Source organism: Gilliamella sp. M0364 (assembly GCF_016100565.1).
Classification (GTDB): Bacteria; Pseudomonadota; Gammaproteobacteria; order Enterobacterales; family Orbaceae; genus Gilliamella; species Gilliamella apis.
This window is the reverse complement of the sequence record NZ_JACFSF010000007.1, coordinates 64,189-84,057: the sequence shown is the minus strand read 5'-3', so window position 1 is coordinate 84,057 and position 19,869 is coordinate 64,189. Positions and strand designations below refer to the sequence as shown.

General features: G+C 34.8%; 19 protein-coding genes. 14 read left to right on the top strand and 5 right to left on the bottom strand.

What is annotated here, in order from left to right:
- The first annotated feature begins 347 nt into the window (after positions 1-347).
- Positions 348-1,343, top strand: a complete 996-nt coding sequence (gene gapA / locus H3U96_RS09075) for a glyceraldehyde-3-phosphate dehydrogenase (protein WP_198196368.1) — start codon at positions 348-350, stop codon at positions 1,341-1,343.
- 140 nt (positions 1,344-1,483) lie between these two features.
- Here gapA and H3U96_RS09070 read toward each other — a convergent pair whose 3' ends face one another.
- From H3U96_RS09070 to yjgA, 3 genes are all read right to left on the bottom strand, one after another.
- Positions 1,484-1,693: a cold shock domain-containing protein gene (locus H3U96_RS09070; protein WP_025315032.1), complete on the bottom strand. Its 210-nt coding sequence runs from the start codon at positions 1,691-1,693 to the stop codon at positions 1,484-1,486.
- 396 nt (positions 1,694-2,089) lie between these two features.
- Complete coding sequence (gene ppa, locus H3U96_RS09065) at positions 2,090-2,620, bottom strand: inorganic diphosphatase (RefSeq protein WP_065578025.1); 531 nt, start codon at positions 2,618-2,620, stop codon at positions 2,090-2,092.
- 69 nt (positions 2,621-2,689) lie between these two features.
- Entirely contained in the window at positions 2,690-3,226 is a 537-nt protein-coding gene (yjgA, locus tag H3U96_RS09060; RefSeq protein WP_086360851.1) for a ribosome biogenesis factor YjgA, read from the bottom strand.
- 77 nt (positions 3,227-3,303) lie between these two features.
- Between yjgA and pmbA the strand changes: the two genes are divergently transcribed.
- The 7 genes from pmbA (at position 3,304) to recG (ending at position 12,314) form a co-directional block, all read left to right on the top strand.
- The gene (gene pmbA / locus H3U96_RS09055; protein ID WP_086360850.1) at positions 3,304-4,656 is read left to right on the top strand and encodes a metalloprotease PmbA; all 1,353 of its coding nucleotides are present in this window, start codon (positions 3,304-3,306) and stop codon (positions 4,654-4,656) included.
- A 6-nt stretch (positions 4,657-4,662) separates the two neighbouring features.
- Entirely contained in the window at positions 4,663-6,399 is a 1,737-nt protein-coding gene (locus tag H3U96_RS09050) for a SulP family inorganic anion transporter (protein WP_086360849.1), read from the top strand.
- Between the two features lie 37 nt (positions 6,400-6,436).
- Entirely contained in the window at positions 6,437-6,823 is a 387-nt protein-coding gene (locus H3U96_RS09045; RefSeq protein ID WP_198196366.1) for a molybdopterin-binding protein, read from the top strand.
- A 108-nt stretch (positions 6,824-6,931) separates the two neighbouring features.
- Entirely contained in the window at positions 6,932-7,657 is a 726-nt protein-coding gene (locus H3U96_RS09040) for a hypothetical protein (protein ID WP_198196364.1), read from the top strand.
- A gap of 139 nt (positions 7,658-7,796) precedes the next feature.
- On the top strand, positions 7,797-8,087 hold the full coding sequence (gene rpoZ, locus H3U96_RS09035; protein WP_034903119.1) for a DNA-directed RNA polymerase subunit omega: 291 nt from the start codon (positions 7,797-7,799) through the stop codon (positions 8,085-8,087).
- 19 nt (positions 8,088-8,106) lie between these two features.
- Positions 8,107-10,215, top strand: coding sequence for a bifunctional GTP diphosphokinase/guanosine-3',5'-bis pyrophosphate 3'-pyrophosphohydrolase (spoT, locus tag H3U96_RS09030; RefSeq protein ID WP_086354196.1), 2,109 nt, complete (start codon positions 8,107-8,109; stop codon positions 10,213-10,215).
- A gap of 5 nt (positions 10,216-10,220) precedes the next feature.
- Positions 10,221-12,314, top strand: a complete 2,094-nt coding sequence (gene recG / locus H3U96_RS09025; protein WP_086360847.1) for an ATP-dependent DNA helicase RecG — start codon at positions 10,221-10,223, stop codon at positions 12,312-12,314.
- A gap of 156 nt (positions 12,315-12,470) precedes the next feature.
- On the opposite strand, the gene ulaG is transcribed toward recG, so the two are convergent.
- Both ulaG and ulaR read right to left on the bottom strand, forming a co-directional pair.
- Positions 12,471-13,538 carry an L-ascorbate 6-phosphate lactonase gene (gene ulaG, locus H3U96_RS09020; protein ID WP_086360846.1) on the bottom strand — a complete coding sequence of 356 codons (1,068 nt, stop codon included), beginning with the start codon at positions 13,536-13,538 and terminating at the stop codon, positions 12,471-12,473.
- Between the two features lie 26 nt (positions 13,539-13,564).
- On the bottom strand, positions 13,565-14,326 hold the full coding sequence (gene ulaR, locus H3U96_RS09015) for an HTH-type transcriptional regulator UlaR (RefSeq protein ID WP_034901429.1): 762 nt from the start codon (positions 14,324-14,326) through the stop codon (positions 13,565-13,567).
- Positions 14,327-14,750: 424 nt separating this feature from the next.
- On the opposite strand from ulaR, the gene H3U96_RS09010 reads away from it, so the two are divergent.
- The 6 genes from H3U96_RS09010 to H3U96_RS08985 all read left to right on the top strand — a co-directional run bounded on the left by H3U96_RS09010 (position 14,751) and on the right by H3U96_RS08985 (position 19,862).
- Positions 14,751-16,514, top strand: a complete 1,764-nt coding sequence (locus H3U96_RS09010) for a PTS ascorbate-specific subunit IIBC (protein WP_086360845.1) — start codon at positions 14,751-14,753, stop codon at positions 16,512-16,514.
- 24 nt (positions 16,515-16,538) lie between these two features.
- Entirely contained in the window at positions 16,539-17,012 is a 474-nt protein-coding gene (locus tag H3U96_RS09005) for a PTS sugar transporter subunit IIA (RefSeq protein WP_086360844.1), read from the top strand.
- Positions 17,013-17,015: 3 nt separating this feature from the next.
- The gene (locus H3U96_RS09000; protein WP_086360843.1) at positions 17,016-17,714 is read left to right on the top strand and encodes an L-ribulose-5-phosphate 4-epimerase; all 699 of its coding nucleotides are present in this window, start codon (positions 17,016-17,018) and stop codon (positions 17,712-17,714) included.
- A gap of 14 nt (positions 17,715-17,728) precedes the next feature.
- Positions 17,729-18,373 (top strand): 3-keto-L-gulonate-6-phosphate decarboxylase UlaD, encoded by a 645-nt coding sequence (locus H3U96_RS08995; protein ID WP_034901424.1) that lies wholly within the window; start codon positions 17,729-17,731, stop codon positions 18,371-18,373.
- Positions 18,374-18,440: 67 nt separating this feature from the next.
- Positions 18,441-19,331 carry an L-ribulose-5-phosphate 3-epimerase gene (locus H3U96_RS08990; protein WP_086354198.1) on the top strand — a complete coding sequence of 297 codons (891 nt, stop codon included), beginning with the start codon at positions 18,441-18,443 and terminating at the stop codon, positions 19,329-19,331.
- Positions 19,332-19,721: 390 nt separating this feature from the next.
- The gene (locus H3U96_RS08985) at positions 19,722-19,862 is read left to right on the top strand and encodes a lipoprotein (protein ID WP_108720888.1); all 141 of its coding nucleotides are present in this window, start codon (positions 19,722-19,724) and stop codon (positions 19,860-19,862) included.
- Positions 19,863-19,869 lie beyond the last annotated feature (7 nt).

The following is a 19,869-nucleotide window of genomic DNA, read 5'->3' as shown; positions in this document are numbered from 1 at the left end:
AATAAGCTAGTATATATTATTGCTAGGATAATATATATTAGGTTTATGGTCGATAAAATCTTCGCTATATAATTGTTACTTAATTTAAAGATGTACCATGCTAATAATCTATTATTATAACGAATTATTTTTACTTAATGCAGTGGTTATTTTTATGCTGAGAGTAAAATTTTCAATTATATTAAATGATTGATTTTATTGATTATTAGTTGTGATTTCTTTTATGGTTAAAAACTATTTGATTAATTCGTGCCTAATTATGTGTAATGGTCTTGAATAAGACCCCAAAATTTGATAGTTTACTGTAAGTTATTTTTATCATTTAAAACAAAAAGAAGGTAATTGTTATGACAATCAAAGTAGGTATTAATGGTTTTGGCCGTATCGGTCGTATTGTTTTCCGTGCTGCACAAAAACGCTCTGACATTGAAATCGTTGCTATCAATGATTTATTAGACGTTGATTATATGGCTTATATGCTTAAATATGATTCAACTCATGGTCGTTTTGACGGTACTGTTGAAGTTAAAGACGGTAGATTAATCGTTAACGGTAAAACAATCCGCGTTACTGCTGAAAGAGATCCTGCGAACTTAAAATGGAATGAAGTAGGTGTTGATGTTGTAGCTGAAGCAACAGGTTTATTCTTAACTGATGAAACTGCTCGTAAACACATCCAAGCTGGTGCTAAAAAAGTTGTTTTAACTGGCCCATCTAAAGACAATACTCCAATGTTTGTTATGGGTGTTAATGATAAAGAATATGCAGGTCAAGATATCGTTTCTAATGCTTCTTGTACTACTAACTGTTTAGCTCCTTTAGCTAAAGTAGTTAATGATAACTTCGGTATCGTTGAAGCGTTAATGACTACTGTTCACGCAACTACAGCAACTCAAAAAACTGTTGATGGTCCATCTCACAAAGATTGGCGTGGTGGTCGTGGTGCTGCTCAAAACATCATCCCTTCATCAACTGGTGCTGCTAAAGCTGTAGGTAAAGTTATTCCTGAATTAAATGGTAAATTAACTGGTATGGCTTTCCGTGTTCCAACTCCAGACGTTTCTGTTGTTGACTTAACTGCACGTTTAGCAAAACCAGCTAAATACGAAGACATCTGTAAAGCTATCAAAGCAGCTGCAGAAGGCCCAATGAAAGGCGTTCTTGGTTATACTGAAGATGACGTTGTGTCTACAGATTTCTTAGGTGAAGTTTGTACTTCTGTATTTGATGCTAAAGCTGGTATCCAATTAAGTGATAACTTTGTTAAATTAGTTTCTTGGTACGATAACGAAGTTGGTTACTCAAACAAAGTATTAGACTTAATTGCAGTTGTTGCTAAATAATTAGAAGCGGTTGTAATTGCAAAAAAGCGGCCTTGGGTCGCTTTTTTAGTTCTAGTAAAGGGATTAAAATGATACCCTTATAAAAAAACGCCTATTTCGAGAAATAGGCGTTTTGCTTTTATTATTTAATTAAATTTTAATTAGATAACAACTACTTCAGCCGCTGCTGGTCCACGAGGGCTATCTTGGATAGCAAATTCGACTTGTTGTCCTTCAGCTAAGGTTTTAAATCCATCACCTGAGATTGCAGAGAAATGTACGAATACATCTTTGCTGCCATCGGCTGGAGTTATAAAACCGAAACCTTTACTTTCGTTGAACCATTTTACTTGGCCTGTTTTTTTATTCATTTACTAGACATCCTAACAATAATTAATAATTTGCCTTATCGGCTGTTTAGGCATTAACTAACATTAATACACCAACTCATAAACTAATCTAACTAGTCTGGAACTAAATTAAAAAGTTAATCGTTTTCATAAAAATGCTTCTTGTTGTTAGCCCATTACTATTACCTCACAATTTAAAATCGAAAGCAAGATTTTAATGACAATTTTTTCATCTTAGTGTACGGTTTTATATAAAATTTTTATATTAATTTGTTTAATTTGATAAATGACAAATTGTTGCAACGCTAAGTCATTGAAGTTATTTCGAAAGTAAAAAAAAGTTTAAAGATTGAGCCATAAAAATTTTTTCTTATGACTCAATAGAAATGATTACTTTTTTGAATAATTTAGGTAGGATTACTTCTGTTTTGCTCTTTCAAAAGATTCAATAATTTCTTTACGAGCAGCTTCGGCATTATCCCAACCATCAACTTTTACCCATTTGCCTTTTTCAAGTGCTTTGTATTGCTCAAAGAAGTGCTTGATTTGAGATTTTAATAACTCAGGTAAATCGTCTACATCTTTTATATGGTCATATTCTTTTGATAATTTAGTATGCGGTACAGCAACTAGTTTAGCATCAGAACCTGCTTCATCAGTCATTTTTAAGACACCAACTGGACGACAACGAATTACAGAACCAGGTTGTAATGGATATGGAGTTGGAACTAATACGTCAACCGGATCTCCATCAAGTGATAAAGTGTGATTAATATAACCGTAATTACATGGATAAAACATTGCAGTTGCCATAAATCTATCAACAAATACTGCACCAGTATCTTTATCGACTTCATATTTAATTGGGTCAGCATTCGCTGGGATTTCAATCACGACATAGATGTCATCAGGTAATTCTTTACCGGCTGGTACGTTTAATAGTCCCATTTTTGTATCCTCTATCTTTTATTAGTTAGTAGTGTTTAATCATAAATATAAAACGAACATTATAAAAATTTACTCTGTTTCGCTCAATTCTTTTAAATATTGAAAAATTTGTCTGGCTGTTTTTGGCGGTTTATTTGCAGTTAGCTCTTTTTTAGCTGAACGTGCAAGTGTGCGTAATTGCTGTCTATCTGCGGTAGGAAATAGCTCCATAATGGATTCTGCATCGCCAGTTTCAATTAACTCATCACGTAATTTCTCTAAACGGTGAAACATGGCAACTTGCTGGTTATGACGATTTTTGAGTTTATCCAATGCTTGTGTAATCGGTTCAATATCACGATTTCTAAGCAATTTACCTATGTATTGAATTTGTCTGCGATAGCCTTCTTTTTTTATTTTTTGAGCTAATTCAATAGAATATAATAAATCTTCATCAAGTGGAATTTTACTTATTTCATTTTTGCTTAAATTGACAAGTTCGACACCTAATTTTTTAAGCACCTCGGCATCTCTTTTGATTTCACTTTTACTAACGTAAATAATTTCATCATCTTCTTGATTTATATTGAAGTCGGGTTCTAGATTTGGCTCTTGATTGTTATTCATGCTATTTCTTTTGTTAACTAAAATTAAATTCTGGCATATTATAACGTATCACTAGCAGAATTGTAGAAAATAATAAAATGAGTATTGAACAAATTAAAAAAGATGCGATAAGCCAACAACAACATCTATCCGCTATTGTTGCCGATGCTATTAAACAAGCACAAGCTCGGGTCGATTCAGTAGAGGTGTCGATTAATCAATCTACTGGTATTAGTGTCAGTACAAGAGAAGGTGATACTGAAAATGTTGAATTTAATAGTGATGGAGCATTAGGTATAACCGTTTATCAAAATCAACGTAAAGGTAGCGCATCTACCAGTGACTTATCTCCACAGGCGATCAGCCAAACAGTGGATATGGCAATTAATATTATGCAATATACTTCGCCTGATTCATGTTCAGGTTTAGGCGATCGTGAGTTAATGGCATTTGATAATGCCGATTTAGATCTGTTTTATCCAAGTGATTTAAATGTTGATAATGCAATAGAACAAGCAAAACAGGCGGAACTAACAGCGCTTGCTGAATCTTCATTAATAAGTTGTGATGGTGGTTACTTTAATAGCCGTTATGGTGTTTATGTCTATGGTAATAGTTTAGGAATGTTACAAGGCTACTGTGCCAGTTCACATTCACTTTCTTGCTCGGTGATTGCTGAGCAAAATGGACAAATGGAGCGAAATTACGCCTATACTTCTTCTCGGGATATTAATGAACTGCAATCACCAGTTTGGGTCGGAAAACAAGCTGCTGAGAAAGCTGTTGCCCATTTAGGTGCTAAACAAATTCCAACCATGCAAGTACCTGTCCTTTTTTGTTCGGAAGTTGCTGTCGGTTTAATAAGGCATTTAGTTTCTGCAATTAGTGGTGGTTCGATTTACCGAAAGTCTTCTTTTTTGTTGGATAGTGTAGGAAAAGCAGTTTTCCCTGCTTGGCTGACAATTTTGGAAGATCCATACATTTTAAAAGGAGTAGGTTCTTCACCATTTGACAGTGAAGGGACGAGAACTGTTAAGCGTAATATTATTGAACAAGGTATTTTGCAAACTTATTTATTAAGTAATTATTCTGCCAAAAAATTAGGTTTGAAATCTACCGGACATGCAGGTGGTATACATAATTGGTTAGTCTCATCAAGTCAAACTGATGCTGATTTTACTGCAATGTTAAGAAAACTCGATAAAGGTGTTGTTATTACGTCATTAATGGGACAAGGTGTCAATAATGTGACAGGTGATTATTCACGTGGAGCTACGGGTTTTTGGGTTGAAAATGGTAAAATCCAATATCCTATTAATGAAATTACAGTAGCTGGTAATCTTAAAGAAATGTATCAAAATATTGTAGCAATAGGTAATGATATTGAAACAAGAAGTAATATTCAATGTGGTTCAATATTGATTGAGAAAATGAGTATAGCAGGAAAGTAATTATACATGGGAAAGTTTACCAATAGTGCATTATTCCAAAAAATCATTTTTTGGATGCCAGGGCTGACGAGTTTATTGCATTATAAGCGAGAGTATCTTGGTTTTGATATTAAAGCTGGATTGTCAGTAGCAGCTGTATCGTTACCTGTTTCAATAGCATATGCTGAACTCACTGGCGTAGGAGCAATTGCTGGTTTATATTCGACAATCTTGCCACTGATTGTGTATGCACTATTTGGTTCTTCTAAGCAATTAATCGTTGGGCCAGATACAGCAACTTGCGCAGTTGTAGCCGCTGTAGTTTTCCCTTTAGCGGCTAATGATCCCGTTTTACGTTGGCAATTAGTTGTATTATTAACCATTATGATTGGTATTTGGTGTCTAATAGCCGGTAAACTTCACCTAGGGGCTTTAGCTGATTTATTAAGCCAACCGATTCTAATTGGTCTTTTAAATGGTATTTCAATTACGATTATGGTTGATCAGCTAGCCAAAACATTGGGATTTAAGTATGACTACTCTTATTTGATTGAGCGCATTGTTTATTTTCCTTTAAAGATATCGCAGATTCATGTATTAACTGCGTTAGTATCATTTTTTACTTTAGTGATATTGGTGGCGTTAAAAAAATTCAAACCTCGTTATCCGGCACCGCTGTTCGCCGTCATAATTATGACTTTTTTTTCATGGCTGTTTAATTTTGAACAATATAACGTACGGATTATTGGTAGTGTGACCAGTGATTTCATCCCAGCAGAGTCATGGTTAGATTTTGATAAAGGCTTAATGCGAAATTTAGTCGTTCCTTCTCTTAATATTGCCGTTATCTGTTTTGTTAGTATGATGATAACGGTACGTAGTTTTGCTTCTAAAAATAATTATGAAACCAATGCCGATATAGAATTTAAAGCATTGGGTATGGCCAACATAGTTGCCGGGTTATCTCAAGGATTTGTTGTTAGTGGTACCTCATCTCGAACAGCTGTTAATGATGCTAATGGTGGTAAAACTCAGTTAGTGTCAATTATTGCCGCAATTCTAATTGGTTTTGTGGTGTTGTTCTTTTTATCACCATTACAATATATTCCAACCTGTGTATTAGGCGTGATTCTAATTTATTCTTCGTTATCACTGATTAATTTTCAAACTATTATTCGGTTTTTTAAATTTGATCGCGATGCATTCTATTTAAGTTTAACTACACTCATTTCGGTTTTAGTTATTGGTATCATTCCGGGGATGGCGCTAGCAGTTTTATTGGGATTATTTTTATTTTTGCGTCGTGTTTTTAGACCGAATGATCAGTTATTAGGTGTTGATGATAGTGGTCGAATTCATTCAATTGGTTCTGACGTCAAACCATTGAGTAATACTATGATTTATAGATTTAATTCACCACTTACCTATTTTAACATTGCCTATTTTAAACGTAGAATTATCAATTATATTGATGATTCTGCCGAACAAATCAATTATGTTATTGTTGATGCGATACCTTGTTTTACTTATAAAGATGTTAGTGTGTTGACGGGTATTGATGAATTGGTGAATTCATTAAAAGTTAGAAATGTCGTGCTAATTTTGGCTGGTCGACGCAAAACACTAAAAAATTGGTTTAAACAGATGAATCTTAAATTAGATAGTGATTATATTGAATTTGCTTATGACCTCTATTTTGCTGTGCGATTAGTGCAAAGTAAGGAGCATATGGACAATAAAGTGGATGAAGAAGTTATTAACTAAATATTGAATAATCATTTTTAATTAACTAAGGGTAATTATGAGTAACATCAAAGATCGTATTAAAATTGAAATGATTAGTACCGGTGATGAAGTTTTATATGGTCAAATTATTGATACTAATGCTGCATGGTTATCTGATTTTCTATTTCAAGAAGGTATTACTATTACCTCTCGTCATACAATAGGGGATAATTTATCAACGCTGATTGAAACTTTAAAAGAGCGTAGTTTGCAAAATGATATTTTAATTGTCAATGGTGGATTAGGGCCGACTAGTGATGATCTTAGTGCCCAAGCAGCTGCGTTGGCCAATAATGAATCGCTAGTTTTACATGAACAATGGCTCAAGTCACTTGAGCGTTATTTTCTTAATCGTGGTAGAACGATGCCTGCAAGTAATATTAAACAAGCCATGCTACCTTAAAGTGCGACGTTAATTGATAATCCTATTGGTACCGCATGCGGTTTTAAAATCAAGCTGAATAATTGTCTATTATTCTTTACTCCCGGTGTGCCTTCTGAATTTAAACAAATGATTAAAAATGAGATTATTCCTGAGATCAAGTTGAATTATCCACTGGCAGAAAGCAAACTTTGTTATCGATTAACAACAATGGGCCGAACTGAAAGCGATTTAGCACAAGAAATTGACTCCACATTGGATATACCGGAAAATATCACGATTGGTTATCGTGCCGCAATGCCTATTATTGAATTAAAATTAACGGGTCCAGAAAACCAAAAAAGTGAAATGGATAAGTTGTGGCAACAAATTAAATCGGTTGTTAATGCTAATTTGCTTTATGAAGGTGTATTAAGTGAATCAGGTGAGACAGGATTAGCTCATGTAGTATCAAAATTATTACACGATACTAATCAATCTATTGTTATTATTGAACAACAATCAGCAGGGATGATTAGTTATCAATTGTTCGAAGCTGATGCTCCTGTCGTCAAATCAGAGATTGTACCTTTATTATTGGATGAACCGAGCAGTTATTTCACAGGATTATTAAAAGCACAAGGTGCTAATATAGCGATCGGTATTATTAATTTTCAAGAAAAGAATAGCCAATTTACATTAATTATTGCAACATTAAAACAAGTATTACACTTTAATTTAAAGTATACCGGACGAAGTCAAAGCAAAAGAACACAGCAACAAGTCTTAGCAGCAATTGCATTGGATGGCTTACGACGTTACCTTTTAAATATGCCTATAATAGGTGCTAATATTTGGTTAGAGGTAATGGAATAGATATTTATCATTTCAATTCATCTAAAATAATGGATTTTACATAACATAGTAATATTAGTTATGGACAATTCGCTACAAAATTAAGTAGAATAGCGGATCTTTCAATTGAAGCATATAAGTTAAAATATTAGAGGTAAAAATGGCTCGTGTAACTGTCCAAGATGCAGTAGAAAAAATTGGTAATCGCTTTGATCTCGTTTTAGTTGCAGCAAGACGTGCTCGTCAATTACAAGTCGAAAATAAATCGCCACTAATTCCAGAAGAAAACGATAAAGAAACTGTGGTTGCTTTACGCGAAATTGAAGATGGGCTTGTCAATAAACAAATTCTTGATACTGCTGAATTCCAAGCTCGTCAAGATGAAGAATCAGAAGTGCGTACAGCTCTTCATGAAACGGTACTTTTAGAAAATACTCCTTCATACGAATAAACATTGCTGAGAATTGCCCATGCAATATTTTGAAAGCTTAAAAGAGGTAGTTGCATCTTATCTTCCTGTCAAGCAAGTTGAATTGATCCAAACTGCATATCTCTTTGCTAAGCAAGCACATGAAGGGCAATTCCGATGTAGCGGTGAACCATATGTAACCCATCCGGTTGCTGTTGCAACCATTTTAGCTGATATGCGGCTAGATTATGAAACCATCATCGCTGCACTTTTGCATGATACTATCGAAGATACCCCGGTCACCTTCCAAGACATTACGCAAAAATTTGGTAAGCATGTTGCAGTTTTAGTGGAAGGGGTTTCAAAACTTGATAAGTTAAAATTTAGAAATCGCCAAGAAGCTCAAGCTGAAAATTTTCGGAAAATGGTTTTAGCCATGACCGAAGATGTGCGAGTAATTTTAATTAAATTAGCTGATAGAACGCATAACATGCGTACTCTTGGTGCTTTAAGGCCAGATAAACGTCGCCGTATTGCTAAAGAAACTTTAGAGATTTATGCGCCATTGGCTCATCGTTTAGGCATTCATCATATTAAAACTGAGCTTGAAATACTTGGTTTTACTGCTATGCATCCTAATCGAGCTAAGGTTCTTAAAAAAGTGGTTAAAATTGCTCGAGGAACTAGAAAAGAACTGATCCAACAAATTCTTTCTGAAATACGAGGTCGTCTAGCAGATGCAGGTATTGATGCTCAAGTAGAAGCGCTTGAAAAGAATATCTATGCGATTTATCAGAAGATGCAACTGCGTGAGCAACATTTTCATTCAATTATGGATATTTATATTTTCCGAATTGTAGTGGAAGATGTTGACGCTTGCTATCGTGCGCTTGGTTTAGTGCATAATTTATATAAACCGCGTCTTAATCGTTTTAAAGATTATATTGCTATTCCTAAAGCTAATGGTTACCAATCGTTGCATTCATCATTAATTGGTCCGCATGGTACCCCGGTAGAGGTTCAAATACGAACTGAAGATATGGAGCAAATGGCGGAAATGGGCGTTGCTGCGCATTGGATTTATAATGAGAATGATGAGTTAAACAACACCACCACTCAGATTAAAGCCCAACGGTGGATGCAAAGTTTGCTAGAACTTCAGCAAAGTGTCGGTAATTCATTCGAATTTATTGAAAATGTTAAATCAGACCTTTTTCCAAAAGAGATTTATGTTTTTACTCCAAAAGGTCGTATCGTCCAATTACCAGAAGGTTCAACAGCGGTTGATTTGGCTTATGCAGTGCATTCTGATATTGGTTTCCAATGTATTGGTGCGTTAGTAGATCGTAAACCTTATCCGCTTTCTCAACCTTTAAGTAATGGCCAAACTGTCGAAATTATAACTTCGCCAGAAAGTCGTCCTAATGCAAGCTGGCTAAATTTTGTTGTTAGTGCTAAAGCACGCTCTCGTATTCGCCAAGCATTAAAAACGTTAAAAAGAGAAGATGCAATTGAGTTAGGGCGTCGTCTACTCAATTTAGCGTTAATTAAATCAGGCGGTATTGAGTCATTAACACTGAAACAGAAAGATCGTATTGTTGGGTTAACCAAGTTAACATGCTTCGATGATGTATTAGCCGAAATTGGTCTTGGTAACATCATGAGCCATTTTATTGTTAAAGGTTTAGAACATAAAGCGCTTTTATCTAATCAATCTGATACCAATAAAACTTTAGTTATTACCGGAAGTGAAGGGGTTTTAGTGACCTTTTCGAAATGTTGTCATCCTATTCCTAATGATCCGATTGTTGGCCATGTTAGCCCTGAAAAAGGTTTAACCGTTCATCATGAATCGTGTCGCAATATTAGTGGTTATCAGAATAACCCAGAAAAATATATTGCACTTAAGTGGGCACCAAATATCGATCAACTATTTGTTGCAGAGATTTGGGTAGATATTCTTAATAGTCAAGGCACTTTAGGTCATATTCTTTCGATTATTAATGACGAAAAAGCTCATATTCAATGGCTAAATACCGAAGAAAAAGATAGGCAAATTTATACAATTATTTTGCAGCTTGAAGTTAAAAACTCACAACAATTAAATGATTTAATTAGAAAGTTATCACTACAACAAGATGTAGTGAGTGTGATACGTAATATTAATTAATTATCATGTCTGATCGTTTACTAAACCATATACCACTAATCAAATTAGCTGGTATTGGTGCTAGTTTAGAAAATAAATTCCATGCACTAGGCATTAAAACCATTCAAGATTTATTATTACATTTTCCTCTACGTTATGAAGACCGAAGTTCTTCTTGCGCTATAGGTGATGCTACAATTGGCGAATATACCACTATTGAAGGGCGCATAATTAAAACAGAGATTATTTTTAAGCGTCGCCAAATGCTGTTATGTTATATTCAAGATGATTCTGGAATCGCTATTTTACGTTTTATGCATTTTAATGCAGGTATGAAAGCGTCGATGATAGTAGGAAAATGGATAAGTGCATATGGTGAAATAAAAAGCGGTAAAACTAATTTAGAAATTATTCATCCGCAATTTAACATCAACGCGAATAAAGATGAACGAGCATCGCTAAGCGATTTAAATGAAGAGCGATTTACACCTATTTATCCTTCTACATATGGATTGACACAAAATGTAATCCGTAAAATGATAAAATCGGCATTAATTTTACTAAAAAACAATTTACCAAATGAAATATTACCTGATTCATTAAGTCAAAATTATTTACCTATTTTAGATGCATTGAACATCATTCATAATCCTTCTATTACGACTGATATTGATCAGTTATTAGTTGGTGAACACCCAGCTATAAAACGTTTTGTATTTGAAGAGTTACTTGCCTATCATTTAAGCATGTTAATGATTAAAAGAGATAATCAAAAGCAACATGCTTATTCAATGCACAGTAATCAGCGATTGACTCTACCTTTTCTAGCTTCATTACCATTTAATCCAACTCACGCTCAACAAAGAGTTGTACAAGATATCTATCAAGATATGACAAAGCATATTCCAATGATGCGACTAGTACAAGGTGATGTAGGCTCAGGTAAAACTTTAGTTGCAGCTATGGCCGCCTTAAATGCGATAGAGAATGGTCATCAAGTTGTTTTAATGGCGCCAACCGAAATATTGGCAGAGCAACATTTTAATAATTTTAAACAATGGTTTGAACCATTAGGCATTACTGTAGATTGGTTATCTGGTCGATTAACAGCTAAAAATAAGCAGCAGCGATATGAAGCTTTAAAGCAAGGTGAAATCACGATGTTAGTTGGTACCCATGCGGTGTTTGTTGATAAAGTTGAATTTTCCAATTTGGGGCTAGTTATTATTGACGAACAACATCGATTTGGTGTGAATCAACGGTTAAGTTTGTGGGAAAAGGGTATTAAAAATGCCATACACCCACATCAATTAATCATGACAGCAACACCAATACCAAGAACGTTGGCAATGACAGTTTATGCAGATTTGGATGTCTCAATAATTGATGAATTACCTCCAGGACGAACCCCAGTTACCACTGTTGTTATTCCTAATTCCCGTCGAGAAGAAATTATCGACAAGGTTAATCAAGCTTGTTTAAGTCATCGTCAGGTTTATTGGGTTTGTACTTTAGTGGAAGAATCAGAAACTCTGGATGCTCAAGCCGCTGAAATGTTAGTTGAGGAATTGAAAGAAAGGTTACCACACTTAAATATAGCACTTGTCCATGGCAAAATGAAATCTGATGAAAAGCAATCTGTTATGCAGGCTTTCAAAACGGGAGAGGTTCAACTTTTAGTTGCGACAACGGTTATTGAAGTTGGGGTCGATGTGCCCAATGCGAGCTTAATGATCATTGAAAATGCTGAACGTTTAGGACTTGCTCAACTACATCAATTACGAGGTAGGGTAGGACGAGGCAGTGCAATTTCACATTGTGTGTTAATGTATCAAGCTCCATTAAGTAAAATTGCTCAGGCTCGGATGAAAGTAATGCGTGAAAGCAATGATGGTTTTGTTATTGCCCAAAAAGATCTTGAAATTAGAGGTAGTGGTGAAATTTTAGGGACTAGGCAAATGGGGGAAGCAAATTTTAAAATTGTTGATTTAATCCGTGATCAGCATTTAATTAGCGAGGTGCAAAAAGCATCATATCTTATCTTAAGCGAGTCTCCGGAGTGTGCTAAACAACTTGTTGATTGTTGGCTTCCGGAACGGCAAAAATATATTAATGCTTAATCTTGTTCTTATTGATAAATTGCTTTTAGTTTTGAATGTTAGTGATTATTGTTTTGTTGAAATCTTTTTTTCTTACTATGATATAACAAAATAGAAAAGAACAATAAAAAAGTGGACTTAGAAAGTTGTTCTAGTCCACATTAGTTAGCTTTTTAATTATAAAAATGAACGGTATGGCAGTTCAGGTTCATCGGTAAAGATATCTCTAAATCCACGATAGTGTTGATAGTGCATTTTGTTTTTATCGGTTGGATAAGTATATTTACCACCAACTTGCCAGAAGAAAGGCGTAAATTGATACTCCAGACGATCCTTTTTCATTTGCCAAAGGACTTCAATTTCACGCGGGTCACTTTGGAAATTCGCCCATATATCGTGGTGAAATGGAATCACTACTTTAGTATTTAATGATTCCGCCGCCCGTAAAATGTCTGATGAGGTCATTTTATCGGTTACGCCGCGCGGGTTCTCTCCATAAGATAACAAAGCAACATCAATTTTATGATCATTACCATGTTTGGCATAATAATTAGAGTAGTGAGAATCGCCAGAATGATAAAGTGATCCACCAGAAGTTTCGAATAAATAGTTAACGGCACGATCATCCATTCCATCTAATATGGATTTATCGGTGGATGAAACACCCTTCGGTAAAGTAACTAATGAAGTTCTATCAAAAGAGTCTAAAACGCGAATGGTAATATCACCAACTTGGATAGTTTCGCCTACTTTAGCAACAATACAGCGATCTTCAGGAACTCCCCAACTTTTCCATAATTCAACACAGGCTTTAGGACCAATAAATTTGACTTTTGGTGAGCAGTTTTGAATGACTGCCGCTGCAACATTGACATCAATATGATCAGCATGGTCATGGGTTGCCATTACCGCATCAATCTCTTTGATTGCAAAAGGATCAAGAACGAATGGGCTAGTTCTAAGATTTGGTTGTAATTCACGTACTCCACCCATTCGCATCATTTGATGTTGTTTGTTCATTAATGGAATTGCGTGAGTTTTTTTACCTGTACCACACCAAAAATCGACAGAGATATTAGTATTACCTGCTGATTTCAACCAAATCCCTGTACAAGCAAGCCACCACATCGTAAACGTATTAGGTTTAACTTCTGTTGTTTCTATTTCTTCATTAAGCCAAGTTCCCCATTCAGGAAAGGTGTTTAATATCCAAGATTCTCTGGTAATTTCGTTTACTTTACTCATACTTTGTTCCTTTTACAATTTAATTATTAAACTAAAATCACTTCTGTGCCCTGTTCCTTTATGCTTTCAATTACTTCCTTATTTGCTTGTTTGCCAGTTATTAAAATATCAATTTTAGTAACCGGGCAAAAAAGCATGCCAGAATTTGCTTTGGTATTTATTTTAGAACTATCAACAACGACTACTAATTTTTCAATTTTTTCAAGTATTTGTTGTTCAGCTACCGCTCCCAGTATTTCATTCTTATACAGCCCATTTGGTGTTAATGTTTTACCACTTGTAAACATCCATTTTCCTGCATAAGAATCAGTTATATTTGCTATAGGATTTAGAATAATGTTTTGTGTTTTGTTATATAATCCTCCCATAATGATGACGTTTTCGTGATCATGTTCAATCAAGTAACAAGCTAAAGGAAAATAGTTGGTAATGATCGAAACATTTTTACCACATAATTCACGACCTAATAAAAATGCCGTTGAGCCACAGTTAATAACTATATTTTCATCACTTCCACACAACTTCGCCGCTCTTATGGCAATACGTGCTTTTTCATGATAATGATCGGTATTATTATTTCCTATCGGTGCCCAAATTGGTTTTTGTACTTCTATTCGCATAATGCCATTACGAACTTTTTTTACTTTTCCGTCCTGATCGAGTTTTGTAATATCTCGACGGGCTGTCGCTGGTGATATTGCAAAATAAGAAACCAATTCAGTAACTCTTACCATCCCTTTTTCATTAACCATTGCCACTATTTGGGTGTGGCGTGATATTTCGTTCATTGTACCCTCTTATTAATTTAATATGATTAAATTTGATTAAAAATGATGTTAATTATCATTTTGTATTTTGTCAATTATTTAAATATTAATATCAATAATCATAAGTTCAATTTATTGATAATAATAGTTATATTTTTAAGTTTTGCTTCTATTTTTTAAAGATAATGTGATGGATATCACAATTGCTAAGTCAATAAATTTAGAAAAGTGATCAATATCAAAATAATCACAAACAATCATTGAATGATTGTTTGTGATTGTAGAATATAACAAATGTTATTCAGCGAACTGAATAATATTAAATAGGTTGAAGTTCCATCTATGAGTTTTGCGATAGGTAATTATAAAAAAGACATTTGAAGGTTATAGATACCTAAACAATAACGTTAACGTTAGAAATGTCGATAACCAATGAGAGGGACATATGGAAGTAATTTATAACATTTTTTATATCTTTTATAGTCAAGTTATGACGAAGGCACCATTATTACTGGGCCTAGTTACCTTGCTAGGTTATTGTCTTTTAAAAAAAGATATCACCACAATTTTAAAAGGCACGATTAAAACCATTGTTGGTTTTATGCTGTTACAAGTTGGTTCAGGTGTTTTAGTTTCAACATTTAAACCCGTTATTGCTAAACTTTCCGAATATCATGGTATAACCGGATCGATTATCGATACTTATGCCTCAATGGTGGCTGTCGAAAAGGGGATGGGTGAACAATATTCATGGGTTGGTTATGCAGTATTGCTTGCATTAGCGATTAATATTTTACTGGTCATCTTTAGACGTTTCACCGGAATTAGAACCATCATGTTGACCGGTCATATCATGTTTCAACAAGTTGGTTTAATTACACTTTTCTACTTCCTATTCGATTATGGTATGTGGGAAACCATCATCTACTCAGCAATAATTACGGCATTATATTGGGGAATTTTTTCAAATATGATGTTTAAACCGACTGAAGCGGTAACTGGCGGCGCAGGTTTTTCTATTGGTCACCAACAGCAGCTTGGTTCATGGATTGCAGTGAAATTAGCGCCAAAATTGGGCGATAAAGATGATTCAGTAGATAATTTAAAATTACCAAAATGGTTACATATTTTCCACGATAGTATTGCTGCCACAACGATAGTGATGACAATCTTCTTCGGAATTATCCTTCTTTCATTTGGTTTGGATAATTTACAAACAATGGCAGGATCAACTCATTGGACTATCTACATTTTCGAAACCGGACTTAAATTTGCCGTAGCCATCCAAGTTATTGTTGGTGGTGTAAGAATGTTTGTAGCTGAGTTATCTGAAGCATTTAAGGGCATTTCTGAAAAATTAATACCAAATGCAGTGTTGGCTATCGATTGTGCGGCTATCTATGCTTTTTCACCTAACGCCATGGTATTTGGTTTTATTTGGGGGGCATTAGGTCAATTTTTAGCAATAGCGCTTTTACTGGTATTTAAATCGCCAATCATGATTATTCCTGGTTTTATTCCTATGTTTTTCTCTAATGCCACCATTGGCGTATTTGCCAATCATTATGGTGGATGGAAAGCGGTAATGAAACTCTGTTTTGTTATGGGAATGGTTGAGGTTCTAGGCTCTGCTTGGGTAATTAATATTTTCGCCCAAAATGGTACGCCAATTGATTCTTGGATGGGAATGGCTGATTGGGCAATCTTATTCCCGCCGATTTTACAAGGTTTATCTTTCTCTCATCTATTTATCTATGTCTTGATTGCGTTATCTCTGGTCTATATGTTCTTTGCAGCTAAATCATTAAGAGCTGAAGAAGCCTTACAAAAACAACAACCGACCAATGATATTCATGATGATGTTAATGAAGCAGTAGTTGAAAAAATGGATGAAGTGGCAATTAGTGAAGGTCAACCGATTCGTATTCTTGCTGTTTGTGGTAGTGGTCAAGGATCATCAATGATGATGAAGATGAAAATTGCCAATTATTTAGATAAAAAAGGTATCGCAAATGTCATGGATTCATGCGCAGTTACGGATTACAAATCAAAACTACCTAATGTCGACATTATTGTTGCTTCTAAACATTTGATTCATGAAATCGAGGTTAATGAAGGACAACATGCGTTAGGTGTCCAAAACATGTTAAATCCTCAAACTTTCGGCGATGAACTTATTGAGCTTATCAATAAAGTGAATGGTAAATAGGCAGAATATTAAAGGAGTCCAACAATGGCTTTCAAAGAATCATTAATTGAAAATAACTCTATTTTACTTAAAGCAGAAGCTACAAATTGGCAAGACGCGGTTAAGTTAGGAACAGATATGCTAGTTGCGTCTAAAGCGATTGAGCCTCGTTATTATGATGCCATCATTCAATGCGTTAAAACCATGGGGCCTTATATCATTATTGCCCCTAATCTGGCCATGCCACATGCGCGACCAGAAGATGGCGTAAACCGTACGGCTTTTGCATTAGTAACTTTGAAAAAACCTGTTTATTTTGAGGGAGAGACTGATCCTGTAGATGTACTAGTTACTCTTGCCGGCAGTACTTCTGATCAGCATATGGAAGGATTAATGGAAGTGACACAAATTTTAGATGATGAAAATAGTGAGACTGGTGTTGATCTGGATAAATTAAGACGTTGTAACAGCAAAGAAGATGTTTATGCGGTTATCGATCGCGCGCTAAATGGAGGCTAAATAATGTTTCAAGCATTAAAAGAACGCGTACTACAGGCTAATTTATTGCTACCACAATATAATTTAGTCACCTTTACATGGGGAAATGTATCAGAAGTGGATCGTGCCAAGGGGGTCATTGCCATCAAACCATCTGGGGTTGAGTACAGTGATATGACCATAGATGATATTGTTGTGGTTTCATTAACCGGCGAAATTGTCGAAGGCAAACTAAATCCTTCTAGTGATACCGCAACTCATCTCGAACTCTATAAGGCCTTTGCAAATATTGGCGGAATTGTGCATACCCATTCTCGTTATGCAACCGTTTGGGCACAGGCAGAATTGGATATTCCTGCATTAGGTACCACTCATGCTGACTATTTTTATGGTGATGTACCTTGTACCCGGCGACTAACTGATAGTGAAATTGCCACAGATTACGAAAAAAATACCGGATTAGTTATTATCGAGGAATTTAAACATCGCGGTATTGATCCTCTGGCGATGCCTGGGGTTATTGTCTCTGGTCATGCGCCATTTTGTTGGGGTAAAAATGCCTTAAATGCGGTACACAATGCTGTGGTACTTGAAGAAGTCGCAATGATGGCAATTTCAACTCGACAACTTAATCAAACCATCAAAATTCAACAAACATTATCCGATAAGCACTATTTTCGCAAACATGGCGCTAATGCTTATTATGGCCAAAAATCAAATTAGATAAGGAAACCAACATGACAACACCAAAATTACAAATTGCTTTAGATCAAACAGAACTAACCTCAGCATTGGAGGTGGCAAAAAATGTTTCAGGATTTGTTGATATTATCGAAGTTGGCACTATTCTCGCCTTTGGTGCAGGAATAGAAAGCGTTAAAAATCTAAGAAAATTATATCCTAATCATATATTAGTCTGTGATTTAAAAACGACTGATGGTGGAGCGATATTAGCTAAAATGGCTTTCTCAGCTGGGGCTAACTGGTTAACGGTTTCGGCTGCAGCGCATATCGCTACCATTGAAGCATGTAAAAAAGTGGCTGACGAATTTAATGGCGAAATTCAGATCGAATTATATGGTCATTGGACACTAGAAGATGCCAAAGCATGGCGAAAATTGGGGATTAAACAGGCTATTTATCATCGTTCTCGTGATGCTGAATTAGCTGGTATTGGTTGGGGAGAGGATGATTTGGTTAGAATGCGACAATTGTCAGATTTAGGTCTTGAACTTTCCATAACGGGCGGAATTATTCCTGAGGATATTCACCTATTTGCAGGAATTAAAACCAAAGCCTTTATTGCTGGTCGAGCTCTTGCTAGTGAAAATGGTAAACAAACTGCTCAAGCTTTAAGAGAGCAAATTGCTAAATATTGGTAATAGATGCGATGCAGTCAGTAAAATGACTGCATATTTGATGTTCAAATAAATATTATTAGGTTTTATTATGGCAAAATTTGCAATTAATCCGACCAATCAATCTAATTATATTGGTATTTATGAAAAGGCATTACCTAATGAACTTACTTGGCAAGAAAAATTGCACGAAGCGAAAACATTAGGATTTAATTTTATCGAGATATCAATTGATGAATCAGAACAGCGAAGAGCAAGACTTGATTGGTCAGATGATGAGATTTATCGATTAAAGCGATTATGTGAACAATATGGACTACCATTGCATTCTATGTGTTTAAGTGCTCATCGTAAATTTCCATTTGGATCTGCCGATAAAAGTATACGTCAGCAAGCCAAAGTTATTATGAATAAAGCACTGATACTCGCCTATAAACTAGGAATAAGGGTAATTCAATTAGCTGGATATGATGTTTATTATGAACCAGCCAATTTACAGACTCACCAGCGTTTTATTGCGGGAATGCAGTGGTCAGCGAAACAAGCTGAAAAAATGGGGATAATGCTTGCCGTTGAAATCATGGATACTAGTTATCTCAATTCACTCAGTAAGTTTGAAATTCTAAAAAAAGAGGTCAATTCTCCTTATTTTATGGCTTATCCAGATGTAGGGAATATTTCTGGTTGGAATTATGATGTCTGTACAGAGCTTATGTTAAGTCGAGAGCACATTGTTCAAATACATCTAAAAGATACTTATAAGGTTAAAGCTAATTATTCTGGTCAGTTTAGAGATTTAACTATTGGCGAAGGGGAGGTTGATTTTCTTGCTATATTTAAAATACTAAAACAGATAAATTATACTGCTCCGCTTGTTATTGAAATGTGGGCAAAAGATCATAAATGGAGAGAAAACATTATAACAGCTCAAAAACGACTCAAAACCATAGCCGAGAATGCCGAATTTGTTCTGTTTAATTGATTTCTATCTAATCATGAATTATCAATGTTCCATCTTTCATGAATTCTAAAAATGGAGCATTGATATACTTTATAAATCATTTGAAGATATATAGTTAATCCAATTATGGTAACTTTAGATTTATTAGTTGCTATTATAATTTTATTTTTAGAGTCTCTGATTATCAATAATAAAATAATTATGATTAATTGAACTAAATTTCAGCGATACTATGATGTAAGCGTTGTAATTTATATTCAATTTTTATATAACTTTTTATTATCAATAGCATAAAATTATTCAAATTTTTTTGTATCTCGCTTAGAAAACTTAATGATTTGTTCTTTGCACGAATATGGCTATCGTGTAATATAGTCTTCATTATAAATCTGATTAAATTGCGAATATTTTATGAAATCCGCTCTAAAACTCTTTTCTCTTTTTTTAGTTATTTTCACATTATTAGGCTGTGGTTTAAAAGGTCCACTTTATTATCCTGCAGATCAGTCAAATGCAATTATTGAATCTAATGATACAAATAAATTAGCTTAAAGGAATA

Coding starts and splice junctions, on each gene's coding strand:
- H3U96_RS09010 (WP_086360845.1), top strand. CDS start 14,751: ATGGAAGTAATTTATAACATTTTTTATATCTTTTATAGTCAAGTTATG.
- H3U96_RS09040 (WP_198196364.1), top strand. CDS start 6,932: ATGATTAAAAATGAGATTATTCCTGAGATCAAGTTGAATTATCCACTG.
- yjgA (WP_086360851.1), bottom strand. CDS start 3,226: ATGAATAACAATCAAGAGCCAAATCTAGAACCCGACTTCAATATAAAT.
- H3U96_RS09050 (WP_086360849.1), top strand. CDS start 4,663: ATGGGAAAGTTTACCAATAGTGCATTATTCCAAAAAATCATTTTTTGG.
- H3U96_RS09070 (WP_025315032.1), bottom strand. CDS start 1,693: ATGAATAAAAAAACAGGCCAAGTAAAATGGTTCAACGAAAGTAAAGGT.
- H3U96_RS09000 (WP_086360843.1), top strand. CDS start 17,016: ATGTTTCAAGCATTAAAAGAACGCGTACTACAGGCTAATTTATTGCTA.
- ppa (WP_065578025.1), bottom strand. CDS start 2,620: ATGGGACTATTAAACGTACCAGCCGGTAAAGAATTACCTGATGACATC.
- recG (WP_086360847.1), top strand. CDS start 10,221: ATGTCTGATCGTTTACTAAACCATATACCACTAATCAAATTAGCTGGT.
- gapA (WP_198196368.1), top strand. CDS start 348: ATGACAATCAAAGTAGGTATTAATGGTTTTGGCCGTATCGGTCGTATT.
- H3U96_RS08995 (WP_034901424.1), top strand. CDS start 17,729: ATGACAACACCAAAATTACAAATTGCTTTAGATCAAACAGAACTAACC.
- H3U96_RS09045 (WP_198196366.1), top strand. CDS start 6,437: ATGAGTAACATCAAAGATCGTATTAAAATTGAAATGATTAGTACCGGT.
- pmbA (WP_086360850.1), top strand. CDS start 3,304: ATGAGTATTGAACAAATTAAAAAAGATGCGATAAGCCAACAACAACAT.
- H3U96_RS09005 (WP_086360844.1), top strand. CDS start 16,539: ATGGCTTTCAAAGAATCATTAATTGAAAATAACTCTATTTTACTTAAA.
- H3U96_RS08990 (WP_086354198.1), top strand. CDS start 18,441: ATGGCAAAATTTGCAATTAATCCGACCAATCAATCTAATTATATTGGT.
- ulaR (WP_034901429.1), bottom strand. CDS start 14,326: ATGAACGAAATATCACGCCACACCCAAATAGTGGCAATGGTTAATGAA.
- rpoZ (WP_034903119.1), top strand. CDS start 7,797: ATGGCTCGTGTAACTGTCCAAGATGCAGTAGAAAAAATTGGTAATCGC.
- spoT (WP_086354196.1), top strand. CDS start 8,107: ATGCAATATTTTGAAAGCTTAAAAGAGGTAGTTGCATCTTATCTTCCT.
- H3U96_RS08985 (WP_108720888.1), top strand. CDS start 19,722: ATGAAATCCGCTCTAAAACTCTTTTCTCTTTTTTTAGTTATTTTCACA.
- ulaG (WP_086360846.1), bottom strand. CDS start 13,538: ATGAGTAAAGTAAACGAAATTACCAGAGAATCTTGGATATTAAACACC.